Here is a 19,646-nt window from a genome sequence, read left to right on the forward strand (position 1 = left end):
CCTCTTCTCTCACCGCCATGCCTTTACCCGCCGACGCCATCAAGCCCTGGAAAGCCATCGTTGCCATGGCCGATAAAAACCGCGCCATCGGCCTAAACGGCGGGCTGCCCTGGCGCCTGCCCGAGGATCTCGCATTCTTCAAGCAGATGACGACCGGCCATACCGTTGTCATGGGCCGCAAGACCATGGACGAGATCAAGAAGCCCCTCCCGCGCCGCCTGAATGTCGTGCTGACCAACCAGCAGGATCTCGTCGCTCCGGGCTTCACGATCGCTCATACCCTGGCTGATCTCGACGAGGTCGCGGTCAAAGGTGACCTGTTCATCATTGGCGGGGCACAGCTCTTCGCGGTCACTCTGCCGCAGTGCTGCGAGCTGTTTCTCACGCACGTCAAAGGTGACTACGACGGTGACACCTTTCTGCCGCCCTTCGAGCACCTCTTCTCGGCTGTTGAGACACTACGGGAAAACGACGACCTGCGCATCGTCCGCTACCGCAACAAGGCGCTCCCCGCTTAACCCAGCTTTCATTTCAACCAATCGGGCGCAGCATGAAATCATACCGCAAGGAACTCTGGTTCAACATCCCGCAACGTCGCCAGCTGATCAACATCACCAGCGAGGTTGAGGCCGCCCTGCGCGAAAGCGGCATCCAGGAAGGGCTGTGCCTGGTCAACGCCATGCACATCAGCGCCAGCGTCTTTATCAACGACGACGAGTCCGGCCTGCATGGCGACTTCGAGCGCTGGCTGGAGAAGCTCGCCCCCGAAAAACCCTACGACCAGTACGCCCATAACGGCTACGAGGACAACGCCGACGCCCACCTCAAGCGCACCATCATGGGCCGGGATGTCACGGTCGCCGTCACGGGCGGGCAACTGGACTTCGGGCCGTGGGAGCAGATCTTTTACGGGGAGTTTGACGGTAAGCGCAAAAAGCGAGCCCTCGTTAAAATCATCGGCGAGTAAAGAAGGCGCCCCTCCCCTCACCCCTATGCGTGTCCACCGATGAATGCGAATCTGGACCGGCACTTCCCCCGCTACGAGCAGTACGACCCCAAGGTCCCGATCTGGTGCATCACCCCGCATAAAGGGCACTGCACGCACCGCTTTTTTGACACCTCGCCCCTGAGCCCGTCCGGGCGCTACGCTGCGCTCCTGCGTTTTCCGTTCGAGGATCGTCTGGCCACCCCCGGTGAAGCAGCCGAGGTCATCCTCGTCGATCTGGAGACCGGCTCGGAGAAAACACTGGCTGAGACCCGCGGTTGGGAGTTTCAGCTGGGGGCGAATATAAACTGGGGAGGCTCCGACCATGAGCTGTTTTTTAACGATGTCGATGTCTCCACATGGACACCGTTTGCGTGGAAGCTCGATCCCCTCTTCGGCACCCGACAGCGCCTGGAGGGCTGCGTCTACCATGCCTCTCCCGACGGTCGCTGGCTCATCTGCGCAAACATCGCCACCCTCCGCAAAACCCAATGCGGCTACGGCGTATGCCTGCCCGACGCGGTGCTACCGCCCCTGCGCGTAGGCCCGCAGGCAGACGATGGTTTCTGGCTGACCGACACCCACAGCGGAGCCACCCGACTGCTGATCTCCACGCGGGAGATATTCGAGCGACTGGCCTCGGAGCTGACCGCCACCGGGGTTGATCCCGCCCGCTGCGAGATCACGGGCTTCCACAGTAAGTTCAACCCGCAGGGTGACGCGCTCATGCTCAGCCTGCGCTGGTTCCCCACCGGCAGTGAGCCCGGCTGGGACATGTTCGTGAAGGATTTTCAATCGGTCCTCTTCGCCTGGGTCACGCTGAGCCTGAACCCTGCCACCGGCGAACCTGACCTGTCCACCCTGCGCTGCGCGACCGGGCCGGAGCTGTGGCAATACGGTGGCCACCATGCCACCTGGTTCCCCGATGGACGCCACATTTCGCAAAACCTTCCCATCAGCAAAATCCCCGATGACCTGCTCTTCGTCCAGGTCAACGCCGACGGCTCGGAGCTTGGGATCATCCCCCAGACCGGGCACCTCGCTGGCTCCGGGCACCCCACCGTGCACCCCGACGGGCACCATCTCATCACCGACGCCTACACCTATGAGCCCGTGGCCTACGGTGATGGCACCGTGCCGCTGCGATGGATCGACCTGCACACCGGCGAGGAAACCCATCTCGCCCGCGTCAACGCACTCAACCCCGCAGCAAGCATTCACTCCGTGCTGCGCTGCGACCCGCACCCGGCCTGGGACCGCAAGAGCCGCTTCATCACCTTCAACGCCATGGACGGTAACACGCGGCGCGTTTATCTGGCAGACTTGAGCAGCATCTTGGTAAATTGAGCGCTTACATTTCATTCTCAGCAAGCTCACAAAGCTTATGCTGACGACGACAACGGACGCCTGCAATAGATACGCGCCAGAGCCAGAAAACTAAACACAGGTGCCATGAAATAAGCCACAAGCTGGGTCGTCTGGGTAATAAGAATCCCTGTCGTAGAATCTGGATACCAGCTCATTGGGAAAGGCAGTAGACTGTGCTGCAAAAGCCACGGAGCGAGGCGGCCAGCGGTAACGCAGACAACCTCCAGCGCAAGAACCACCACCAGCACCGACGTTAAAACCGCTCTAGTCCCAGCCTTTACCCGACTCCCCCAACGTGCCGCCGCATACATTAGGTAGCCCAGCACCATGCCCGGCCCGAAAGTAGCCATCATCGCGAAACAAACGGCTAATAGTGTGATGTTCGCCGTGGGAAAATACTGCGGATGGTAGACCGTAAAGTGCCGCTCGCACACACGAATCAAGTATTGATCGTGCAGAATCCCGTAGGCGACAACGATCGCTGCTGTCCCCAATACGATCTTGAAGAAGACCGGGTACTCCTCTTTCGGGATCAAGGGCATGACTGCATCGTGACGCAGTTTCCCTAAGGGCGTAAACACCCAAAACTCTTTTCCAACACCACGAACTCCGGACACGGCATTTTCCCAGAAAATGCCATCACAGGTCCAGGCCGCAGTCCTGGCTAGGTGAGGAGGCCCTTGGTGCTGGGGAGGCTGTCGGCCTGGCGCGGGTCGATGCGCGTGGCCATGTCGAGCGCGCGCGCGAAGCCCTTGAAGAGCGCTTCGGCGACGTGGTGCGGCTCTTCGCCATACTCCAGCGTGAGGTGCAGGTTAGCACCGCAGCTGTTGGCAAAGGCCTGGAAGAACTCCTTGAAGAGCGCGATGTTAAAGTCACGCACGAACAGGACCGGCGCCTCTACCTTGTAGACGAACAGCGGGCGGTTACTCAGGTCGAGCGCGGCGCGCACGAGGGTCTCGTCCATCGGCAGCAGGAAAAACCCGTAGCGGACGATACCCTTTTTGTCCCCGAGAGCTTCCTTGAAAGCCTCGCCCAGAACGATGCCCAGATCCTCCACCGTGTGGTGATAGTCCACCGCGATGTCCCCGGAGGCCTTGACGGTGAGGTCAAAGAGCCCGTGCCGGGCAAAGAGGTCCAGCATGTGGTCCACAAAGGGGATACCGGTATCGATCTCGGCCTTACCGCTGCCATCGAGGCAGAGGGTGAGCGAGATGTCGGTCTCCTTGGTGGTGCGGGTCCGCTCGGAGCGGCGTTCTAGTGAGTTTTCAGCCATGAGTCTACTGCATCGCGATAGCGCTGCATCTCCTTATCGGTGCCTAAAGTGACGCGCAGGAAGCTCTGAGTCAAGGGATGCTTCGGGAAGTAACGCACCAGCACACGGCGGGTGCACAGGTAGTTATAAAGGCTGTCTGCCACGTCTGCGCCCGTCTGCCCGGCACTGTTCTTGGGCTCCACAAAGTGGAAATTTGTCGCCGAGGGATAGCAGAACCACTCCTTGTCGGAATACCACTCGGCCATCTGCGAGCGCATGGCGAGGATTTCCCCAGTCAGGCCCTTGTAGTACTGATCGTCTGCCAGCGCAGCGAGAGCTCCGGCCTGAGCCAGGCGGTCGAGGTTGTAGCTGTCGCGCACGCGGTCGAGCAGCTCGATGATCTCCTCGGAGGCCAGCGCATAGCCGACACGCAGCCCCGCGAGCGAGTAGGCCTTGGAGAAGCTGCGCGCGATGACGATGTTCGGGTGACGCGCCAGCAGCGAAACCGCATCCTCCGACGCGAAAGGTGCGTAGGTCTCGTCGATGACGAAGATCCCCTCAAAGGCCGATGCGGCGGCCTCGATCTCCTTACGGGAGAAGCCGACGCCTGTGGGCGCATTCGGAGAGGTGAGGAAAAAGATATTCGCCCCACAGGCACCGATGGCCGCCGGGTCGAGCTTCATCGAGCGGTCAAAGGGCACCTCCACCATCTGGGCGTGCTGGATGTCGGCGAGGACCGTATAGAGCGAGTAGCTGGGGCTGGTCATCCCGGCGGAGCGCTCGGGCCCGGCAAAGGCGCGCATGAGCAGGTTGAGCACGTCGTCGGCCCCGTTACCGGCCAGCACCTGCCCCTGCTTCAGCCCGTGGTGCGCGGCGAGTGCCTGGCGCAAGGGTATGGAGAGCGGATTCGGGTACAGGCGCAGGCGCGTCCCCTCCTCGCTTAGCTCGGCCTGTATCGCCTCCAGCACCTTCGGGCTGGGCGGATACGGGTTCTCGTTGGTGTTGAGTTTGACCCAGTCGCCGCCGGATGGCTGCTGACCGGGGACATACCCATGCAGGCGCCGGACGTGGGGGTTGGCGCGGGAAAGCGGATTATAGCCCTTGCTCATGACTCAAGACGTATCTTGAGCGAACGGCTGTGCGCGTCAAGCTGCTCCATCTCACCAAATGCTTCCACCGTGGGCCAGGCTTTCGCGCAGCTGCGGGCATCGTAGTTGACGATGCTCGTGCGGCGCATGAAGTCCCAGACCTGCAAACCGCTGAAGAAGCGGCCCGTGCGGTCCGTCGGCAGCGTGTGGCTCGGCCCGGCGACGAAGTCGCCCAGCACGGTCGGGGTGTGCCCGCCCAGCAGCATCGCGCCAGCTGTGGTGATGGACTTGATGAGCTTGCGCAGCTTAGGCGGTTCAACGTGCAGCTCAAGGTGCTCGGGAGCGATCAGGTTGGCGGCCTCAGCGGCCTTCTCCATCGAGGAGACCTTGATCGCGATGTAGTGTTTTTTCAATACAGCCTGAATCTTGTCGGCGTGCGAAAGCGACGGAGTCTGCTTCTTCATCTCGGCGTTGACGGCCTCGATGAGTTTCTCGGAGGTCGAGACGAGATAGACTTTTTCCTTACCGGTGCCGTGCTCGGCCTGTGCGAGCAGGTCGGAGGCGATGAAGGCCGGGTTCGCGGAAGCATCAGCCACCACAAGGATCTCGCTGGGGCCGGGCAGCAGGTCCACACCGACGGTGCCGAAGAGCTGGCGCTTGGCCTCCATCACATAGGCATTACCGGGGCCATAGACCTTGTCCACGCGGGGCACGGTCTTCGTGCCAAAGGCCATGGCGGCCATGGCCTGAATACCGCCGACCTTGTAAACTTCCTTCACGCCACAGTAGTGCAGCGCGGCCAGCAGACCGGGATTGATCGAGCCGTCTGCCTGCGGAGGCGTACACACGACCATCTGCGGCACACCGGCGAGCTTGGCGGGGATCGCTGACATGATCACCGTGGAGACGAGCGGCACCTGCCCACCGGGGATGTACAACCCTACCCGCTCGATCGGATAAAACTCTTCGCCCACGGTGGCGCCATGGCGGTTCTTGGCGCGCCAGGCCTTGGGCAGCGTACGCTTGTGAAACTCGCTCACTCCGGCGATGGACTCGCGGATGGCCTTGCGGCGGGCGGGCGTGAGTGTCTTGGGAGCGGCCTTCAGCTCCTCAGGGTCCACGCGCATGGCGGGGGCCGTGAGCTTCGCGCGGTCAAACTTCGCGGTATAGCGCAGTACAGCTTTATCCCCCTGGCGGCTGACCGCCTCCAGGACTTCGCGCACGGTAGCCGCGACGGTAGCGTCACTGAGCGCCTTCTCGCGCTGCTTGATCAATCGCGCCGGTACACCCGGCGCATCAAAGTTTAAAATCTTTCCTGCCATCAAGGCTTTAGTGAACTGGGTATCTCAGGAAAATCAAAGACAGAATCATCGACCTGCTCGTTTATCAGAATCTTTTCAAAGACCACGGTGCGAATCAAATCACCCTCCTCGTCGTAGGTCTCCACCTTACTGGGGAAAACGATGCCCCCGACGGTCTGGGTTTCGCTCTCGATCAGCTCCTGGTTGTTCTCACCATTGATGGTAGAAACCAGCGCAAAGGTCTGCATATCGAAGTAGCGGATGTAATACAGCCCGCATGCATAGGCGAAGCGCAGCTTGTAGCACTCCTTACCGCGCACCGTCTGCGTACCCTCATAGGTGATGCTGCCTCCGGGGCGGTGGTAGGGCCCCTCGAAGAAGTACAGATTCTCGGCGGAATTAGCCATCAGGTGGCGGACACGGTTGTAGTCCAGTACGACAATACCGCTGCGCCGGTCATCCGTCTTGTCGATGACCTCAACAAAACCCTCGAAGCCATTAACACCGGTCGAACGCTTCATCTTGTCCGACTCGACGATCAGCATCTGCTTGTTCGGCTTCTTAAAGGTCAGGTCCAGGCTGTCCTGCTGCTCACCATCGGCTCCGTAGACACGTCCCTCGTATTGCAGCGTTTGCACGGCATTGAGCTTCTGCTCCGTGCCCAGGATGGCTCGTGCTTTGGCCAGAATTTCACCAACCTCCATCGCCTGAAGGCCAGAAGTTAGCAGGACGGAGAGGAGGAGCAAGGTATGGCAACGGGTCATGATACTACTTATGCAATAGGCGATTTTGACAACATGCGAAAGAAAAAGTGCCCCACTTTGAGGGGTTGAGCCCCCTCAAAGGTTACTCCCACTCAATCGTGCTGGGCGGCTTGGAGCTGATATCGAGGACCACACGGTTGACGCCCTTCACCTCGTTAATAATCCGGCTGGAAATCAACTGCAGGATGTCGTGCGGGATGTGGGCCCAGTCAGCGGTCATGGCGTCCTGGCTCTCGACCACACGCACGGCAATGACGTAGTCATAGGTGCGCTCGTCGCCCATCACGCCAACCGTCTGCACGGGGAGAAAGACACAGAATGCCTGCCAGACCTTTTCGTAGTAGCCGGTACGCTTCATCTCCTCCAGCAGGATAGAGTCAGCCTCGCGGAGGATCTTCAGGTACTTCGACTTGATGTCGCCGATCACACGCACGCCCAGGCCGGGACCGGGGAACGGATGGCGCCAGACCATTTCCTTGGACAGGCCGAGTTCTTCGCCGAGGGCGCGGACCTCGTCCTTGAAAAGTTCACGCAGTGGCTCCAGAAGCTTGAGTTTCATGCGCTTGGGCAGGCCGCCGACATTATGGTGGCTCTTGATCAGGGCAGCAGGATTACCGCCGATAGCCACGCTCTCGATCACGTCCGGGTAGAGCGTACCCTGCGCGAGAAAGTCCACCTGGCCGATTTTGCTGACCTCTTCGTCGAAGACCTTGACGAACTCGCGGCCGATAATCTTGCGCTTACGCTCGGGGTCGGTCACGCCCTTCAGCTTCTTCAGGAAGCGCGGGCCGGATTTGGCGACCTTGAGGTTGATCTTGAAATGCTCGCGGAAGATGCGATCCACCTTGTCACGTTCGCCCTTGCGCAGCAGGCCATTGTCCACAAAGACGCAGGTGAGCTGCTTACCGATAGCGCGGTGGATGAGGGCTGCGGCGACAGAGGAGTCTACCCCGCCACTGAGGCCGAGGATCACGCGCTTGTCACCGACCTGATCGCGGATCGCCTGCACGGCGGTCTCGACATAGTCGGACATCTGCCAGTCGCCCTTGCAGCGGCAGATTCCAAGGAGGAAATTCCGGATAATCTCCATCCCGTGCTCGGTGTGTACGACCTCCGGGTGGAACTGCATCCCGTAAATGTTACGCTTCGCGTCCTGCACCACAGCCACGTCCGAGTTCTCGGTCGATGCGATGGCCTCGAAGCCCTTGGGCAGCTCGATGACGCGGTCGCCGTGGGAATTCCAGACTCGGAACTTCTTCGGCAGGCCAGCAAGCAGTTTCCCCTTCTTGCTGATGTTGAGGGTGCCCTTACCGTACTCACGCTGGCGGCTCTTCTCGACCTTACCGCCGAGCAGATGACCGATAAGCTGCACGCCATAGCAGATCCCGAGCACCGGTACACCCAGCTCGAAGACCTTCGGGTCCGGACGCGGGGACTTCGGCAGAAGCACGCTGCTGGGACCACCGGAGAGGATGACCCCCTGGACGTTGTCCTTCTTCAGCTCCTGGGCGCTGACACCGAAGGGGTAAATCTTGGAGTAGACATTGCACTCGCGGATACGACGGGCGATGACCTGCGTATACTGCGAACCGAAATCGAGGACAGCGATGATCTGGGACATGAGAGTAAGGTCTGACTCAGAATTTTAATTTTGCGTTTTGGAATCCACACTGAGGGCAGCGGGAGACTTCACGGCGGCCCCGATCTGAATAGAGGCTGCCGCACTGGATGCAGTGAAAGGTGTGACGGACACGGATGCGCTCGTAGAGGCGGACATCGCGGCGGTCGTAGTATAACCACAGGCCGAAGATGACTGCCATGCCCGAGCTGACATAGAGGAATGTGAAAACAGAAAAATCAATGTCGATCACGTCCGGCTAAAAGCAAAGCGACGCGCTCCGGCAGGGAGGCGCGTCGCTGAAAATAGGTTTCATGCCTAGGCGTACCGGGGCGTTACTTCTTCTCCTCGGTTTCTTCGGCCTTCTCCTCGGCGGCTTCGGCCTTGGGCTCAGCAGCAGCTTCTTCAGCCTTGGGCTCCTCAGCGGGGGCCTCTTCGGCAGCGGCTTCTTCAGCCGGAGCAGCAGTTTCAGCCTTCTTGGCCTTAGCGGGCTTCTTGGCGCCCTTACGCTTCGGCTTGGAGTAGCCTTCGTCGTCGGCAGCGATCAGCTCGATGATGGCCATATCGGCGGCATCACCAATGCGGGGAACGAGCTTGTAAATGCGGCAGTAACCGCCGTTACGGCTCGTGAACTCGCTGACGCGCTCGTCGAAGAGCATCTTGACCGCGGCGACATCGCGAATCTGCGCGATGGCCTGGCGGCGGTAATGCAGCTTGCGGGCGGCATCCTCGGTGGCGGCTGCCTTGCAGGCGAGCGTGATCATCTTCTCGGCGAAGGGACGGAGGGCCTTAGCCTTGGCGAGGGTGGTCTGGATGCGGCCGTGTGTGAAGAGGGCCGTGGCCAAGTTCGCCATGAGCGCGCTGCGGTGGGCTTTCTTGACGCCCAGGACGTGCCGGTGATTGTTGTGGCGCATGACTTAAACGAAGTGAGTAATGTTATTCGCTGATGGTTTTTTCCAGGAGGCGCTCGTCGAGCTTCATCCCCAAGGACAGACCGAGCTGCTCGAGCTTGGCCTTAATTTCGTTGAGCGACTTCTTACCGAAGTTGCGGTACTTGAGCATTTCCTGCTCGGTCTTCATCGCCAGTTCGCCGACAGTCGTGATGTTGGCGTTGTTCAGGCAGTTAGCCGCGCGGACGGAAAGTTCGATCTCGTTCACGCTCATGTTCAGAAGCTTGCGCAGGCGATTTTGCTCTTCGCTGATCTGCTTGCTTTCGCTTTCGAACTCGACGCGTTCCTGGCTGACTTCGTCGAAGACGTCCAGGTGGTGACGGAGAATAGCTGCGGCTTCCTTCAGTGCGTCGTCGGGGCTGATGCGCCCGTCGGTCGTCACTTCAAGGATGAGCCGGTCGTAGTCGGTCATCTGGCCCACACGGGTGTTTTCCACCGCGTACTTAACCAGGCGTACCGGGCTGAAAAGGGAGTCGATCGGGATCAGGCCGATGATTTGCTCATCGCGCTTGTTCTCGTCGGCAGTGCAGAAACCGCGGCCCACTTTGACCTCAATCTCGGCCAGGAAGCGACGCTTCTTGTCGAGGTGGCAGATCACGTGGTCGGGGTTCAGAACCTTGATGTTGGAATCTTCCTTGATGTCGCCAGCGGTGACAGGACCTTCCTTGTCAACATCGATGACAAGGCGTGCGCCTTCGCGGCGGTGGCAAACCAGGAGGATCTTCTTCAGGTTCAGGACAACGTCGGTGACGTCTTCGATGACGCCGTCAATGCTCTGGAACTCGTGGTCAACGCCATCAATCTTGATACTGCTGATGGCGGCGCCTTCGATCGAGCTGAGCAGGACGCGACGCAGGGAGTTGCCGATGGTGTGACCGTAGCCGGTTTCAAACGGCTCGGCGGTAAAAGCGGCATACGTGTCGGTGGCGGTGGCCTCATCCTTGACCAGGCGCTTCGGGAGCTCGAACTTGCCCAAGCGCTTGAGCGAGTTGGAGGGAGCGGGTTTCTGGTCGGCGACGGTGGCTTCTTCGACAGTGCTCATAGGTATAAACGAATGGGTGAAAGGTGGTGAAAGACAGCGGATAACCGCACCCCAAGGGGATGCGATTAGCGGCTGTAGAACTCAACGATGATCTGCAGGTTGATACCCTGCTCCATCTCTTCAGCGACGGGGAGGCGGTTGGCCGTGGCGCGCAGGGCGTCGTGGTCAAGCGCGAGCCAGGCCGGAATCGTGCGGTACTGGCTGTCTTCCAGATTGCGCGTGGCAAGCTGGCGGGAGGAGGTGCGGTCACGCACCTCGATGATGTCACCCGGCTTTACATCGTAGCTGGGGATGTCCACCTTGTGGCCGTTGACCTGGATGTGGCCGTGGCCGACGAACTGACGGGCAGCCTGGCGCGAACGGGCCAGACCGAGCTGGTAGATCACATTGTCCAGGCGAGTTTCGAGCATCTGCAGGAAAACTTCGCCGGTAACACCACGCTGGGCCTTAGCCTTGTCGAAGGTGCGGCGGAACTGCTTCTCGGTCAGGCCGTACATGAAGCGAAGCTTCTGCTTCTCATTCAGACCCGTCGAGTAGTCAGAAATCTTGCGGCGCAGGCGCGGGCCGTGGATGCCGGGAGGATGCGGCTTGCGTTCGAACGCCTTGCTGGGGGCGAAGATCGCCTGCCCAAAGCGGCGGTTGATGCGAGTGGTAGGTCCGGTATAACGAGCCATGGTGTTTGATCTATCTGGTTGGCAGTCGAGTTAAACCGCGCCGGCTTGCCATCCCCGGCGGGTGAGTGTGTATGAAAGTAATATTAGACGCGGCGACGCTTGGGAGCGCGGCAGCCGTTGTGCGGGATCGGGGTCACGTCAACAATAGTGAGGACGTTCAGCCCGAGAGACTGGAGGGCGCGGATGGCCGAGTCACGACCCATGCCGGGGCCCTTGACCTTGACGACCACTTCCTTCAGACCGTGGGACATGGCCACGCGGCCAGCGTCCTGGGTCACAACCTGAGCGGCGTAGGCGGTGGACTTACGTGAGCCACGGAAGTTGCACTTACCGGAGCTGGACCAGGAAACAACGTTACCGGCGGAGTCCGAGAAGGTCACCTTGGTGTTGTTGAAGGTAGCCAGGATATGGCATACACCCGTGTGGATGTTCTTGCTGCCCTTGGCCTTGCGGATCTTGACCTCGCCGAGACCTTCGGAGAGGAGGTCCTGCGCGGTCGGCTGAGAGGACTTGGCCTCTTCTTCGCCTTCCTTGGCGGCTTCACCCTCGGGGGCTTCCTTGGCCGGGGTCTCCGACTTGGGAGCTTCCTTGGCAGGAGCGTCCGCCTTGGGGGCGGCCTGTTGGGCTACTTCTTCCGCCGGGGCGGTCTGCTTCTTTTCTTCTTCGCTCATGGATGGAGGACGGAAAGGTTACTTCTTCTTAACCACACCAACAGTGCGGCGGCCACCCTTGCGGGTACGGGCATTGGTTTGAGTGCGCTGACCACGGCAGGGAAGACCGCGCTGGTGGCGGATGCCACGGTAGCAGCGGATGGCCTGCAGGCGCTTCATATTGCCGGTCACTTCGCGGCGCAGGTCACCTTCGACCTTGAAGCCCTTCTGAGTGATGAGGTTGACGACCTTGTTGAGGTCTTCTTCGCTCAGCTCGTGGGCGCGAACGTTCGGGTCAATGCCAGCCTCGTCGCACAGCTGACGGGCACGCTGAGGACCGATCCCATAGATGTACTGGAGGGAGAACTCGATCTTCTTGTTGGCAGGGATATCTACACCTAGTAAACGCGGCATAAAACTTAAAGTTAAAGGATCCTGGAATTTGGGAAAACGGGAAGACTAACAAAAAATCCCGCTTTGCAAAGTTATTTTTTCGGAATTGTTAAGATTTCTGGCTCACCTTCGGTAATGAGCACGGTATGTTCGTAATGAGCGGCCGGTTTACCGTCCTTGGTAAGGGCGGTCCAGCCGTTGTTGGACATGCGGATGGCGGGCTTGCCAGCGTTGACCATGGGCTCGATAGCCAGAGTCATGCCGGGGCGCAGCCGGTCGCCGGTGTTACGGCGCCCATAGTTCGGTATCTGGGGCTCTTCGTGCATGCCAGTCCCGACGCCGTGACCGACAAACTCGCGCACCACCGAGAAACCGTGCCCCTCGACGTAGCGCTGGACGGCATTGGAAATGTCCCCCACCCGCTTACCGGGCCGAGCCATTTCCAGTCCCTTGTAAAAGGACTCTTCGGTGACGCGGACGAGCCGCTGCATGTCCTCGCTCCCCTCCCCCACGATAACCGTGCGGGCGTTGTCTCCGATCCAGCCGTTGAAACGGACGACGACATCAACGGTGATGTTGTCCCCCTCAGCCAGAACGGTTTTGAGCGATCCAATGCCATGCACCACCTCGTCATTGACTGACAAGCAAGTGTAGGCAGGGAAAATTTTCGACCCTACTACGTAGTTGTAGCAGGAGCTCTCGGCACCGAGCTCTTCCATCAGGCGGCGGCCTTCCTGGTCGAGATCGTAGGTGTTGACGCCGGGAGCTACTTTTTCACAGAGCCGGTCGAGCACCGTTGCCGCCACCGTGCAGGCCTCACGCATGGCGAGGATTTCTGCAGCAGTCTTGACAGGAGGCTGATATCCGGCTCGGCGCAACATAACAGATTAGAGCGCCTGGGTACGCAGGATCCAGCAGACCATGCCCACAGCGAAGAGAATCCCTAACGGCATCCAGAGGGCGCCGAGGTTTTTCAGCTCGGAGGAGTCAACCATGTGGCGCGTGCGCGAGCTGGCACGCGAGCGGCGGCGGCCCTTTTTCAGGAAACCGTCATAGTGACGCTGCAAAAGATAAGTCTCCACCTGGCGCATCGTGTCGAGCATGACACCGACGGCGATCAGCGTACCGGTACCCCCGAAAAACAGGGCGACACTCTGCGGGATGTTATTGGTGGCCGACATGACGAGGTTCGGGAACAGGGCGATAATCGTCAGGAAGATCGCACCGGCCAGCGTCAGGCGGGTCATCACAAAGTCAAGGAACTTGGCCGTGGGCTCGCCGGGGCGAACGCCCGGGATGTAGCCACCGTTCTTCTTCAGGTCGTCAGCGATCTGAATCGGCTTAAACATGATCGAGACCCAGAAGTAACTGAAGCCCATGATCAGGACCGCCTCGGTGATGTAGTAGGCCTTACCCGACATGCTGAAGGAGCTGGCGATGTTTGCCAGCATTTCGCTGTTAAACACACCTGCCAGGCTGGTCAGAATCTGAGCCGGGAAGAGCAGAATGGCGCTGGCGAAGATAACCGGCATAACACCGGAGTAGTTCACCTTCAGCGGGAGAAACGAGCTCTGACCGCCGAACACCTTACGCCCTACCATACGCTTGGCGTACTGGACGGGTATTTTTCGAACCGCTTGAGTGACTGCCACAATGCCTGCCACCACAGCCACGAAGAGGATAATCATCAGTACGGCCTCAGGCACACTGATGCGGTAGGTTGCACCTGCCTTGGCGCTAACGAGCTCCCATGCCTGCCAGACAGCCTGCGGGAAACGAGCCAGAATACCAATCGTGATCAGTAGGGAGATCCCGTTACCAATCCCATTCTGGGTGATCTGCTCACCGATCCACATCAGCAGGATGGTACCAGCGGTGAGGAAGATCGTCGAGGTGATGAGGAACCAGGTCGGATCCACCATCACGATCGCACCCCAGCGGTCGATATCGAAGCCCTGGAAGATACGATCCGGGTAGCGGATAAGGGCCAAGTTCAGCAGCAGACCCTGCACCAGAGCGATACCAATCGTCAGGTAGCGGGTATACTGGGTGATCTTCTGGCGGCCGATTTCCCCCTCCTGCTGGAGACGGGCCAGCGTCGGCACCACTGCAGCCATCAGCTGCAGGATGATCGAGGCGCTGATGTACGGCATAATGCCCAACGCGAAGACCGCACCGTTCAGCAGAGCACCCCCTGTGAACATGTTATAGAGGCCCAGAACCCCGCCTGTGGCGGAGGCCTGGTACTCGAAGAACTTCTGGAGCGGCTCCGGATTCAGTCCCGGCAACGGAATGGCCGCGCCCACACGGGCAACGAAGATCATTCCGAAGGTGAAGAAAATCCGGCTCCGAAGCTCCGGAATTTTTAAACAGTTGAGGAAAGCGTTGAGCATGCGGGCAGCAGTGTTAGGAGCTCAGGCCGGTGAAGGCCCGGGCCTGATTTATTCCTCCGTGGCGGGCTCTTCTGCCTTGGGGGCGGCGGTCTTGGTCTCGATGACCTTACCACCAGCGGCTTCGATCTTCTGCTTGGCAGTCTCGGAGAACTTATCCGCGGTCACAGTAATGGCGCGGGTAATTTCACCGTGGCCGAGGACCTTGACCAGGTCGGCCTTGCGACGCAGGATACCGGCCTTCTTCATGACGGCGGCGTCGATCTCAGTCGCTTCCAGCTGTTCCAGCTCGCTGACGTTGATCGCTGCGTACTGCTTGTGGAAGTTCTTGTTGTTAAAGCCGCGGTGCGGGAGCGTGCGGTAGAGCGGGATCTGGCCGCCTTCGAAACCGGGGCGGATGCTCGAGCCTGAACGGGCCTTCTGACCCTTTTGTCCACGGCCGGAAGTCTTGCCCAAGCCGCTGCCGGGGCCGTTACCGAGGCGCTTCTTGCGGTGTGTCGCGCCGGGATTGTTTCTCAGGGAATGAAGTTTCATGGTAAATGATTCCTATCTTAAGACGCTTATGTCCTTAGGCCAGGCTGGGAGCAGCTTCTTCGCTCTTGGTACCAGCCTGCTTGATCTGGGCGATTTGTTGGGCGGTACGCAGCTGACGCAGGCCGTCCAGGGTAGCATTCACCATCGCACCCGGGTTGTTCGAACCGAGGGACTTGGAGAGCACGTCCTGAACACCGACAGCTTCGAGGACGGCACGGATGCCACCACCGGCGATAACACCGGTACCCTCGGAGGCGGGGCGCAGGATAACCTCGCCACCGTCATGGATGCCACGCACTTCGTGCGGGATCGTACGGCCATTCAGACGAATGTCTTCCTGGTTGGCACGAGCGCGCTCGGTACCCTTACGGATAGCTTCGGGCACTTCCTTGGCCTTACCGTAGCCGACACCGACCTTGCCCTTGCCGTCGCCGGAGACGACGAGCGCGGCAAAGCTGAAGCGGCGTCCGCCCTTGACGACCTTGGCACAACGGTTGATGTGAACGACTTTCTCGACGTACTGCTGCTCTTCGGGAGTCTCGGTGGGGCGCTCACGACGCGGACCACGACCACGACCCGGTCCGCGACCCTGGCCCGGTCCACGACCTTGGCCCGGTCCACGACCCTGGCCGCCACGGCCACGATTTTGGGAAGGATTGCTGCTGCTGGGCTGATTACTCATGCTGATAAATAGGTTAGAATTTGAGACCGACTTCGCGGGCGGCGTCGGCAAAGGCCTTTACGCAACCATGGTAGCGGCGTCCGGCACGGTCGAAAACGACGGTTTCGATACCAGCGGCTTTGGCCTTTTCGCCAAGCACCTTGCCGAGTTGGGTTGCCCCGTCGACATTGGGCTTGAGGCTGCTCTCGCGCTGATCCTTGTCCAGGCTCGAGGCGGAGGCAACAGTGTGGCCAGCCTCGTCGTCGATGCACTGAGCATAGATATGCTGGTGCGAAAAACGCACGACCAGACGAGGCCGTTCGGCGGTGCCTTGGATTTTCTTGCGGATGCGCCAGCGGCGCTTTTGCGTCAGTTCGCGTTTCTTCTGAAGTTTCATGGCTCGTGCGATTAAGCGGTTTTCTTACCTTCCTTGCGGCGGACGTACTGGCCGACGATACGGACACCCTTGCCCTTATAGGGCTCGACGGGCTTGAAGCCCTTGATGTCTGCGGCGACCTGACCGACCATCTGCTTGTCACAACCCTCGACGGTCAGCTTCGTGCCGCCGTCGATATTGATGGTGATACCGGACGGTACATCATAAAGGATCGGGTGCGAGTAACCAAGCGCCAGGTCCAGGACATTGCCCTTGAGGACGGCCTTGAAACCAACGCCTTCGATTTCAAGCTTCTTGGTGTAGGGCTCCTGCACACCAGCGACCATACCGTTGATGATGGAACGGGCGGTGCCGTACATAGCGTTGGAGTGGCGGCTATCATCGTTAGGGGAGACGATAACGTTACCGTCTTCAACCTCAACAGAGATGCAGCTTTCAAAGGTCTTGGTGAGCTTGCCCTTGGGGCCTTCCACCGCGACTTCCGATCCGCTGACGGTCACTTTGACCTTATCAGGGATGGCAACCGGGAGTTTTCCGATTCTGCTCATGAGGAAAAATAGTGTGTGTTTATGTGATGAATTTACCAGACCTTGCAAATGACCTCGCCGCCGACCTTTTCACGGCGTGCGTCGCGGTCACTCAAAATGCCCTTGGAGGTAGTGAGGATGGATGTGCCCAGTCCGCCCAACACGCGAGGAATATCCGTGTACTTGGCGTAGAGGCGACGGCCCGGCGTGCTGAAGCGCTCGATGCCAACGATCGCGGCTGCGTCGTCAACGTACTTGAGCGTGATTTCCAGGTTGCGTTGGCCCTTGATTTCTTCGACCTCGCGCACGTCGCTGATGTAGCCGTCGCGCAGAAGAATCTGAGCGATGCCGGCACGCAGCTTCGAGTAGCGAACCGTGCAGGTATCCTTACCCGCAGCGCTGGCGTTGCGGAGGGTAGTCAAAAAGTCACCGATGGTGTCATGAACTGCCATTGTCTGTATCGTGCTAGAGGTTTACCAGGAGGATTTGGTCACGCCCGGGATGTGGCCGTTGGAGGCCAGCTCGCGGAACGTGATACGGGACAGGCCGTACTTACGGATGTATGCCCGCGGGCGACCGGTGACGCTGCAGCGGTTACGGACGCGGATGGGCGAGGAGTTGCGCGGGAGCTTGTTGAGCTTGCGCTGTGCGTTCCAGAATTCCTCGTCAGAGGTATCCGGGTTGGCGAGGATCGCCTTGAGTTCCGCGCGCTTGGCCGCGTACTTTTCGACGAGGTGCTCGCGCTTCTTATTGCGGGCAATGGAGCTTTTCTTGGCCATGCTGGTAAATTAGTTGGCGGTGTTGGCCGCGGCTTGCGAGGAGGGTTTGCGGAAGGGCATGCCAAGCTGCTTGAGCAACTCGCGGCCTTCCTTGTCGGTCTGGGCGGAAGTCACGATCGTGATGTCCATACCGATGGATTCACGCCCGGAGGTGTCGTGGCTGATTTCAGGGAAGATGGTCGAATCGGAGATACCGATGGAGTAGTTACCGTGACCATCGAGCTTCTGCGAAACACCACGGAAGTCGCGGATGTTCGGCAGCGCTACATTGATGAAGCGGTACAGGAAGTCGTACATCCGCGTGCCACGGAGCGTCACTGCCACGCCGTTGTTCATACCTTCGCGCAGCTTAAAGTTGGACACGCTCTGGCGCGCCTTGGTGACGACAGCCTGCTGGCCGGCGATGGAGGTGATTTCCTTCTGCACTTCTGCCACCCAGTTCTTATCGCGGGAGGCGTTCAGGCCGGAATTGATGACCACCTTCTCGAGCTTCGGGACCTGGTGTACATTCGCGTAGCCGAGGCTCTTGCGAAGTTCCGGGGCGACCGTTTCGAGATAGGTCTTCTTAAGGGTCGGGACGTATGCGTTGCTCTGCATGTCTAGTGTCTCCTGTGCGATTAGGCGCTCTGACGGCTGTCGTAACGGTCAGCCTTCATGACGTTTGAGTAATGGACGGAGCCTTCGCGCTCGACGATGCCTGCGTCCGGATCGTTTTCCTTGGTCGCCTTGCGGTGGCGCTTGACCATGTTTACGCCCTCGATAACGACGCGCTCTGTGCCGCGCATGACTTCGAGAACCTTACCGCGCTGCCCCTTATGGGCGCCGGCGATGACGACGACTTCGTCTCCACGTTTGATCTTGTACTTCATCTGATGTGTGGTGCCGGGGGTTAGAGGACTTCGGGGGCCAGGGAGATGATCTTCATGAAGCGCTTGGAGCGCAGTTCACGAGCCACCGGTCCAAAGATACGGGTACCCCGCGGGTTACCGTTGGCATCGATGATGACCACCGCGTTGGTGTCAAAGCGCAGGTAGCTGCCATCCGCACGGCGGATCGGCGCTTTTGTGCGCACGACGACGGCCTTGGCGACCGTGCCTTTTTTGACCGTAGCCTCGGGGCTGCTGTCCTTGATCGTGACGACGATCGTGTCGCCCACCGAAGCGGTCTTCTTGCTCTGGCCGAGCCGCCGGATCATCATGGCCTCTTTGGCCCCGGTGTTATCGGCGACTTCCAGTCTGGTTTCTTGCTGAATCATTGCGGGTTCCGTTTAAATTGTGAAAGGGTTAAATCGGCTTCCGGCTGCGGTATGCAACCTTCTTAACCGATACTCCCGACGATGGGAGCCTTTTCGATGACCTTAACTACACGCCAGCGCTTGAGCTTGCTCAGCGGGCGGGTTTCCATGATCTCGACTTTATCCCCGAGCTGACACTCGTTCTTTTCGTCGTGAACGTGGACGACCGTCTTACGCTTAACTTCCTTGCGGTACAGCGGGTGGGCGATCTTGTAGAAGAAGGTGACCTTGATAGACTTGTCACCGGTGCGGCTGGTGACGACACCAATGAGGTCTTTACGTTGGTTGCGTGTGCTCTTTTCGGACATGGTCGGATGAAAAGGGGTTAGGCGGTCGCGCCGGACTTGGCACGCAGGGTGGTTTCCAGACGGGCGATATCGCGGCGCAATTCGCGCAGCTCGCTCGACTTTTCGACTTGGCCGGCCTGCTTGCGCACGCGCAGCTGCACAAGCTCGTTGCGCGTATCGCGGAGCTTCTTTTTGATCTCCTCGGTGCTCAGTTCGCGTATTTCTGCGGCTTTCATTTAATTAAAATAGTGAAGGATGTGATTAGTACTGTTCCAGCTCTTCGCGGCTGATGAAACGGCAGCGGAAGGGCAGCTTGCCGTCGGCCAGGCGCATAGCCTCACGGGCGAGGGTCTGGCTGGTGCCACCGACTTCAAACATGATGGTACCGGGCTTGACCACGGCGCACCAGTACTCGACCGAGCCCTTACCCTTACCCTGACGGGTTTCAGCGGGCTTCTTGGTCACGGGCTTGTGCGGGAACACGCGGATCCACAGCTTACCTTTGCGCTTGAGGTGGCGGTTGATGGCCACACGAGCAGCTTCGAGCTGAGCGGAGGTCATCTTGCCACGCTCGAGGGACTGGATGCCGAACTCGCCGAAGGCAAGCGTGTCGCAGCCCTTGGCGTTGCCACGGATACGGCCCTTGTGGACCTTGCGGTATTTTGTTCTGGAAGGAAGAAGCTTAGCCATGA

29 protein-coding genes are annotated in these 19,646 nt (G+C 59.7%); 3 read left to right on the forward strand and 26 right to left on the reverse strand.

The features are described from left to right. The first annotated feature begins 17 nt into the window (after positions 1–17). From K0V07_RS16210 to K0V07_RS16220, 3 genes are read left to right on the forward strand one after another with little or no spacing between them, the layout of a single operon-like run. Positions 18–518: a dihydrofolate reductase gene (locus tag K0V07_RS16210; RefSeq protein ID WP_220622438.1), complete on the forward strand. Its 501-nt coding sequence runs from the start codon at positions 18–20 to the stop codon at positions 516–518. 32 nt (positions 519–550) lie between these two features. Beyond that, positions 551–967 carry a secondary thiamine-phosphate synthase enzyme YjbQ gene (locus K0V07_RS16215; protein WP_220622439.1) on the forward strand — a complete coding sequence of 139 codons (417 nt, stop codon included), beginning with the start codon at positions 551–553 and terminating at the stop codon, positions 965–967. Positions 968–1,006: 39 nt separating this feature from the next. Beyond that, on the forward strand, positions 1,007–2,332 hold the full coding sequence (locus tag K0V07_RS16220) for a hypothetical protein (protein WP_220622440.1): 1,326 nt from the start codon (positions 1,007–1,009) through the stop codon (positions 2,330–2,332). Positions 2,333–2,367: 35 nt separating this feature from the next. On the opposite strand, the gene K0V07_RS16225 is transcribed toward K0V07_RS16220, so the two are convergent. From K0V07_RS16225 to rplP, 26 genes are all read right to left on the reverse strand, one after another. Then, positions 2,368–2,970 carry a hypothetical protein gene (locus K0V07_RS16225; protein WP_220622441.1) on the reverse strand — a complete coding sequence of 201 codons (603 nt, stop codon included), beginning with the start codon at positions 2,968–2,970 and terminating at the stop codon, positions 2,368–2,370. 47 nt (positions 2,971–3,017) lie between these two features. Beyond that, positions 3,018–3,626 carry an imidazoleglycerol-phosphate dehydratase HisB gene (hisB, locus tag K0V07_RS16230; protein ID WP_220622442.1) on the reverse strand — a complete coding sequence of 203 codons (609 nt, stop codon included), beginning with the start codon at positions 3,624–3,626 and terminating at the stop codon, positions 3,018–3,020. After that, on the reverse strand, positions 3,608–4,714 hold the full coding sequence (hisC, locus tag K0V07_RS16235; protein ID WP_220622443.1) for a histidinol-phosphate transaminase: 1,107 nt from the start codon (positions 4,712–4,714) through the stop codon (positions 3,608–3,610). Before hisC ends, hisB begins: the two co-directional genes overlap by 19 nt. Next, positions 4,711–6,015 carry a histidinol dehydrogenase gene (gene hisD, locus K0V07_RS16240; protein ID WP_220622444.1) on the reverse strand — a complete coding sequence of 435 codons (1,305 nt, stop codon included), beginning with the start codon at positions 6,013–6,015 and terminating at the stop codon, positions 4,711–4,713. Before hisD ends, hisC begins: the two co-directional genes overlap by 4 nt. Beyond that, positions 6,015–6,758 (reverse strand): hypothetical protein, encoded by a 744-nt coding sequence (locus tag K0V07_RS16245; RefSeq protein WP_220622445.1) that lies wholly within the window; start codon positions 6,756–6,758, stop codon positions 6,015–6,017. Before K0V07_RS16245 ends, hisD begins: the two co-directional genes overlap by 1 nt. Positions 6,759–6,840: 82 nt before the next feature. Beyond that, the gene (gene guaA, locus K0V07_RS16250; protein WP_220622446.1) at positions 6,841–8,379 is read right to left on the reverse strand and encodes a glutamine-hydrolyzing GMP synthase; all 1,539 of its coding nucleotides are present in this window, start codon (positions 8,377–8,379) and stop codon (positions 6,841–6,843) included. 16 nt (positions 8,380–8,395) lie between these two features. Beyond that, on the reverse strand, positions 8,396–8,629 hold the full coding sequence (locus tag K0V07_RS16255; protein WP_220622447.1) for a hypothetical protein: 234 nt from the start codon (positions 8,627–8,629) through the stop codon (positions 8,396–8,398). A gap of 82 nt (positions 8,630–8,711) precedes the next feature. After that, positions 8,712–9,290 (reverse strand): 50S ribosomal protein L17, encoded by a 579-nt coding sequence (gene rplQ / locus K0V07_RS16260; RefSeq protein ID WP_220622448.1) that lies wholly within the window; start codon positions 9,288–9,290, stop codon positions 8,712–8,714. Between the two features lie 22 nt (positions 9,291–9,312). Further along, a complete protein-coding gene (locus K0V07_RS16265; protein WP_220622449.1) occupies positions 9,313–10,368 on the reverse strand; it encodes a DNA-directed RNA polymerase subunit alpha in 1,056 nt (351 codons plus the stop codon). A 65-nt stretch (positions 10,369–10,433) separates the two neighbouring features. Continuing rightward, on the reverse strand, positions 10,434–11,042 hold the full coding sequence (gene rpsD, locus K0V07_RS16270; protein ID WP_220622450.1) for a 30S ribosomal protein S4: 609 nt from the start codon (positions 11,040–11,042) through the stop codon (positions 10,434–10,436). Between the two features lie 83 nt (positions 11,043–11,125). After that, positions 11,126–11,713: a 30S ribosomal protein S11 gene (gene rpsK, locus K0V07_RS16665; RefSeq protein ID WP_220622451.1), complete on the reverse strand. Its 588-nt coding sequence runs from the start codon at positions 11,711–11,713 to the stop codon at positions 11,126–11,128. An 18-nt stretch (positions 11,714–11,731) separates the two neighbouring features. Next, complete coding sequence (gene rpsM / locus K0V07_RS16280) at positions 11,732–12,106, reverse strand: 30S ribosomal protein S13 (protein WP_220622452.1); 375 nt, start codon at positions 12,104–12,106, stop codon at positions 11,732–11,734. Between the two features lie 71 nt (positions 12,107–12,177). Next, complete coding sequence (gene map / locus K0V07_RS16285; protein WP_220622453.1) at positions 12,178–12,966, reverse strand: type I methionyl aminopeptidase; 789 nt, start codon at positions 12,964–12,966, stop codon at positions 12,178–12,180. Positions 12,967–12,972: 6 nt separating this feature from the next. Continuing rightward, positions 12,973–14,478: a preprotein translocase subunit SecY gene (gene secY / locus K0V07_RS16290; protein WP_220622454.1), complete on the reverse strand. Its 1,506-nt coding sequence runs from the start codon at positions 14,476–14,478 to the stop codon at positions 12,973–12,975. A gap of 48 nt (positions 14,479–14,526) precedes the next feature. After that, a complete protein-coding gene (gene rplO / locus K0V07_RS16295; RefSeq protein WP_220622455.1) occupies positions 14,527–15,009 on the reverse strand; it encodes a 50S ribosomal protein L15 in 483 nt (160 codons plus the stop codon). Positions 15,010–15,043: 34 nt separating this feature from the next. Beyond that, positions 15,044–15,691, reverse strand: coding sequence for a 30S ribosomal protein S5 (rpsE, locus tag K0V07_RS16300; RefSeq protein ID WP_220622456.1), 648 nt, complete (start codon positions 15,689–15,691; stop codon positions 15,044–15,046). A gap of 13 nt (positions 15,692–15,704) precedes the next feature. Beyond that, positions 15,705–16,067, reverse strand: a complete 363-nt coding sequence (gene rplR, locus K0V07_RS16305) for a 50S ribosomal protein L18 (RefSeq protein ID WP_220622457.1) — start codon at positions 16,065–16,067, stop codon at positions 15,705–15,707. An 11-nt stretch (positions 16,068–16,078) separates the two neighbouring features. Next, complete coding sequence (rplF, locus tag K0V07_RS16310) at positions 16,079–16,615, reverse strand: 50S ribosomal protein L6 (protein WP_220622458.1); 537 nt, start codon at positions 16,613–16,615, stop codon at positions 16,079–16,081. A gap of 32 nt (positions 16,616–16,647) precedes the next feature. Continuing rightward, positions 16,648–17,046, reverse strand: a complete 399-nt coding sequence (rpsH, locus tag K0V07_RS16315; RefSeq protein ID WP_220622459.1) for a 30S ribosomal protein S8 — start codon at positions 17,044–17,046, stop codon at positions 16,648–16,650. A gap of 21 nt (positions 17,047–17,067) precedes the next feature. Further along, a complete protein-coding gene (rpsN, locus tag K0V07_RS16320; RefSeq protein ID WP_220622460.1) occupies positions 17,068–17,373 on the reverse strand; it encodes a 30S ribosomal protein S14 in 306 nt (101 codons plus the stop codon). A gap of 9 nt (positions 17,374–17,382) precedes the next feature. Then, entirely contained in the window at positions 17,383–17,970 is a 588-nt protein-coding gene (gene rplE / locus K0V07_RS16325; RefSeq protein WP_220622461.1) for a 50S ribosomal protein L5, read from the reverse strand. A 20-nt stretch (positions 17,971–17,990) separates the two neighbouring features. Then, positions 17,991–18,242, reverse strand: a complete 252-nt coding sequence (gene rplX / locus K0V07_RS16330; RefSeq protein ID WP_220622462.1) for a 50S ribosomal protein L24 — start codon at positions 18,240–18,242, stop codon at positions 17,991–17,993. 20 nt (positions 18,243–18,262) lie between these two features. Beyond that, positions 18,263–18,628, reverse strand: a complete 366-nt coding sequence (gene rplN / locus K0V07_RS16335) for a 50S ribosomal protein L14 (RefSeq protein ID WP_220622463.1) — start codon at positions 18,626–18,628, stop codon at positions 18,263–18,265. A gap of 62 nt (positions 18,629–18,690) precedes the next feature. Then, complete coding sequence (rpsQ, locus tag K0V07_RS16340) at positions 18,691–18,975, reverse strand: 30S ribosomal protein S17 (protein WP_220622464.1); 285 nt, start codon at positions 18,973–18,975, stop codon at positions 18,691–18,693. Positions 18,976–18,992: 17 nt separating this feature from the next. Beyond that, complete coding sequence (gene rpmC / locus K0V07_RS16345) at positions 18,993–19,190, reverse strand: 50S ribosomal protein L29 (protein ID WP_220622465.1); 198 nt, start codon at positions 19,188–19,190, stop codon at positions 18,993–18,995. Positions 19,191–19,215: 25 nt separating this feature from the next. Then, complete coding sequence (gene rplP, locus K0V07_RS16350) at positions 19,216–19,644, reverse strand: 50S ribosomal protein L16 (protein ID WP_220622466.1); 429 nt, start codon at positions 19,642–19,644, stop codon at positions 19,216–19,218. Between the last annotated feature and the right edge of the window lie 2 nt (positions 19,645–19,646).

Source organism: Ruficoccus sp. ZRK36, assembly GCF_019603315.1.
In the GTDB taxonomy this organism is placed as follows: Bacteria; Verrucomicrobiota; Verrucomicrobiia; order Opitutales; family Cerasicoccaceae; genus Ruficoccus.